Origin of the sequence: Micromonospora sp. NPDC049102, from assembly GCF_043197485.1 — a bacterium.
Lineage (GTDB): Bacteria > Actinomycetota > Actinomycetes > Mycobacteriales > Micromonosporaceae > Micromonospora.
The window spans coordinates 1-3,757 of the sequence record NZ_JBICTE010000066.1 but is presented as its reverse complement, the minus strand read 5'-3'; the positions used below and the strand labels follow the sequence as shown (position 1 = coordinate 3,757).

Sequence of the window (3,757 nt, the reverse complement as noted above, 5' to 3'; positions counted from 1 at the left end):
GATTCCTGCGCCTGGCCTGCGCTCTCATCTGCTACCGCCGCGCCGACCGACTCAACCTGTTGACCAGCAACAAACCCAACTGACACACGGTCTTAAGTCGCGACAGCAAGTGCAAGATCGCGGAGAGCATGGGCCGTGGCGGTGTGATCAGCTCCAGATTGGCGAACTGGGGGTATTCGAGTCAGCTGACACCGCCAGGTCGGCGAAGTTGAGTTGATCACCCGGAGTGAGGGCCGCCGGGGGCGTGGGCGTGGGTGCGGGACTGGGCGAAGGCGGCGAAGGCGGTCAGGGACTCGGGGTTGGCCAACGCGCCCTTGGCGGCGGCCGAGTCGACCGGCGTGCCGGTGAGGATCTTCTTGACCGGCACCTCCAGCTTCTTGGCCGAGAGGGTGCGGGGCACCGCGCGTACCTGGTGGATCTCGTCGGGCACGTGCCGGGGTGAGAGGGACGTACGCAGCTCGCGGCTGATCTTTGCGCGCAGCGCGTCACCCAGGGTCAGGCCGTCGGCCAGCACCACGAAGAGCAGCAGCTCGCCCGCGCCGCCCTCGTCGTCCTCCAGGTGCACCACGACCGAGTCGACGACCTCGTCGAGCCCTTCGACCACGGAGTAGAACTCGGCGGTGCCCAGCCGTACGCCGCCTCGGTTGAGGGTGGCGTCGGAGCGTCCGGTGATCACGCAGCCGCCGCGGGCGTTGATGGTGATCCAGTCGCCGTGCCGCCACACACCCGGGTAGACCGAGAAGTACGCCTCGGAGTAGCAGACGCCGTCGGGGTCGTTCCAGAAGCCCACCGGCATGCTCGGCATCGGCTCGGTGATCACCAGCTCGCCCAGCTCGCCGATCACCGGGGTGCCGTCGGCCGAGCGGGCCTCCACCTTGGCGCCCAGGGCGCGGCAGGCGATCTCACCGGCGTACACGGGCAGCAGTGGCACGCCGCCGACGAAGCCCGTGCACACGTCGGTGCCGCCGGACAGCGACTGGAGCTGCACCTGGTCGCCGACGGTCTCGTACACCCATTCGAAGCCCTCGGCGGGCAGCGGCGCACCGGTGGAACCGACGCCGCGCAGCGCGGACAGGTCGGCGACCTCTCGGGGAACGAGGCCGGCCTTGCGGCAGGCCAGCAGGAAGGGCGCCGAGGTGCCGAAGTACGTGGTGCCGGTCTCCGCCGCCAGTCGCCACAGGCCGCCGAGGTCAGACTCAGCCGACCGGCCGGGCTCCGCCCGGACCCCCGGGTTGCCGTCGAAGAGCACGATGGCCGCGCCCACCGCCGGCCCGGAGACCAGGAAGTTCCACATCATCCAGCCGGTGGTGGTGAACCAGAAGAACCGGTCGGATGGGCCGAGGTCGTGGTGCAGGGCCAGCATCTTCAGGTGTTCCAGCAGGATGCCGCCGTGGCCGTGGACGATCGGCTTGGGCAGGCCGGTGGTGCCCGAGGAGTAGAGCACGTACAGCGGGTGGTCGAACGGCACCGGCGTGAACGTCAACGGCTCGTCGGTGGGTGCCGCCAGGTCCGCCCAGGCCAGCGCGCCCTCGGGCGTGGGGCCCGTCGGATCGAGGTAGCCGATGCTGACGGTGTGCCGTAGCGACGGCAGGGCGGCGCGGATGGCGGCGACCTCGGCCCGCCGGTCGACGGGCTTGTCGCCGTACCGGTAGCCGTCCACCGCGACCAGCACGGTCGGCTCGATCTGCTGCCAGCGGTCGGTGACGCTGCGGGTGCCGAACTCGGGCGCGCAGGACGAGAAGATCGCGCCCAGGCTGGCGGTGGCGAGCAGCAGGACGTACGTCTCAGGAATGTTCGGCGCGTACGCCGCCACCCGGTCCCCGGCGGTGACGCCGAGCCGGCGCAGACCAGCCGACACCCGGCGGACCTGCTCACGCAGCTCGGCGGCGGTGAGGGTGACCGGCGGTCGGGTCTGGCCGTGCGCGATCACGACGGGGTCGTCGTCGGCGCGGCCCGGCATCCGTAGCACGTTCTCGGCGTAGTTGAGCGTGGCGCCGGGGAACCAGCGGGCACCGGGCATCGTCCGCTCGGCCAGCGTGGCGGTGGGCGGGGTGTGCGCGATGACGTCGAAGTGGTCCCAGATCGAGCGCCAGAACGCGTCCAGGTCGGTGACCGACCAGCGCCACAACGCGTCGTAGTCGGCGAAGTGCAGCCCGCGGTGCTCCCCCAGCCAGCGAAGGTAGTCGCCGATCCGGGACCGCTCGAGCACGTCCGCTGGCGGCGTCCACAGCACGTCACCCACTGCTCCACCCTCCCTGAGGCCCGCACGACACTGTGCGTGGGCCGTGGCGCCATCTTGCCCTACCTCGAAGCGCCATTCTGCGCACCGGGTGGGCCGATCGACGCGTGCCCGGCCCACACTCCAGCGCGGCAGACCATGTGGGTCAGCCGGCCCGATGCGCCAGGATGGCCTTGCGGCGGGCCAGGCGGTGTTCGCGGCGGATCTCCGCCTCCCGGTACCGGCGCTCGTCCTCCGGCGTCTCCGGCAGCACCGGGCGGACCGAGCGCGGCGCGCCGCCGACGTCCACCCCGACGAAGACGAGGTACGCGGTGGCGACCCGGACCGGCGTGTCCTCGGCCGAGTCCCACCGCTCGGCGACCACCCGCACGCCCACCTCCATCGAGGTCTGCCCGGTCCAGTTGACCTGCGCGTGCGCGTGCACCAGGTCACCGACCCGGACGGCCTCGGAGAAGACGATCTCGTCGATCGCCGCGGTGACCGCCGTTCCGCCGCTGTGCCGGGCGGCGGCAGCGCCCGCCACGTCGTCGACGAACTTCATCAGGACCCCGCCGTGGACGGTTCCGTAGAGGTTGACGTCGACCGCGGTCATGATCTTGCTGAGGGTGACGCGGGAGTACGACGTCGGCTTGCCGGTCGGAGCGGCGGAGAGGTGCTCGGTCATGCCGGAAACGGTACGGTGCGCGGATGCGACATCTCTGGAGCTTCCTCGCCGGGTTGGTGGTGGCACCCATCACGTGGGCGCTTGTCACACTCGGGCAGGACGGGTCGAGCCGGACGGTCGACCGCTGGGTGGAGATCGGCACCTTCAACACCGCCAACCTGATCGAGCCGGCCGTCTACCTCGGTGTCGGCGGTGTCCTGCTCGGGCTGCTCGGCACACTGCGCTTCTCGCCGGCCGGCCCACTGGTGGCCGGGCTGCTGCTGGTCACCCCGTACGTCGGGATGTTCGTGGCGCCGTTCGAGGTGCGCGACGCCATTCCGCACGACTGGAAGGTGTTCGGCGACCCGCTGCCGCTGCGGCTGCCGGTCGAGAACGGCACGCTCTTCCTGATCGGCCTGCTGCTGCTGATGGCGACGTTCAGCGGTCAACGTTGGCGGCAGTGGCCGCAGCCGGCGACCGTGCCCGGCGCGACGCCGACCCCGGCGGAAGCCCCGCGCGGCGACGACTTCACCATGACCGACTGGTCGCCGTCCGAGCCCGCGGAGCGCGACACCGCACCGTTGACCCTGGGCTACCCGGCCGATCCGACGCCGACCGAGCCGCTGCCGCGCCGGGTGGGCGGCGAATCGCCGTGGTCCGCGCCGCCGCGCGGCCAGTCGCGGCCCGAGGACACCACCGAGATCCGCTGACCGTCGGGCGGGCCGGGGATCCGGCCCGCCCCTGCAAGCGGCGGGCTCGGGTCGACTCCGCCGGTCGCCGGTCCTAGACGAGTAAGTCCGAAGTCTGGTCAGTGGTCGTAGGCGATCAGGGACCTGGTCACGGGTTGGCCGGTGGTCCGGTTATGCCAGATCGCG

3 protein-coding genes are annotated in these 3,757 nt (G+C 71.5%); 1 reads left to right on the top strand and 2 read right to left on the bottom strand.

The features are described from left to right. Positions 1–217: 217 nt before the first annotated feature. Together ACGFH9_RS30780 and ACGFH9_RS30775 are read right to left on the bottom strand one after the other, a co-directional pair. The gene (locus ACGFH9_RS30780; RefSeq protein WP_393226375.1) at positions 218–2,242 is read right to left on the bottom strand and encodes an acetoacetate--CoA ligase; all 2,025 of its coding nucleotides are present in this window, start codon (positions 2,240–2,242) and stop codon (positions 218–220) included. 142 nt (positions 2,243–2,384) lie between these two features. After that, a complete protein-coding gene (locus ACGFH9_RS30775; RefSeq protein ID WP_393226372.1) occupies positions 2,385–2,903 on the bottom strand; it encodes an acyl-CoA thioesterase in 519 nt (172 codons plus the stop codon). Positions 2,904–2,926: 23 nt separating this feature from the next. On the opposite strand from ACGFH9_RS30775, the gene ACGFH9_RS30770 reads away from it, so the two are divergent. Continuing rightward, positions 2,927–3,592 (top strand): hypothetical protein, encoded by a 666-nt coding sequence (locus ACGFH9_RS30770; RefSeq protein ID WP_355239645.1) that lies wholly within the window; start codon positions 2,927–2,929, stop codon positions 3,590–3,592. Positions 3,593–3,757: the final 165 nt, after the last annotated feature.

What these genes read in the sequence shown, in the direction of transcription:
- ACGFH9_RS30775 (WP_393226372.1), bottom strand. Translation starts at nt 2,903, where the DNA reads ATGACCGAGCACCTCTCCGCCGCTCCGACCGGCAAGCCGACGTCGTAC.
- ACGFH9_RS30770 (WP_355239645.1), top strand. Translation starts at nt 2,927, where the DNA reads ATGCGACATCTCTGGAGCTTCCTCGCCGGGTTGGTGGTGGCACCCATC.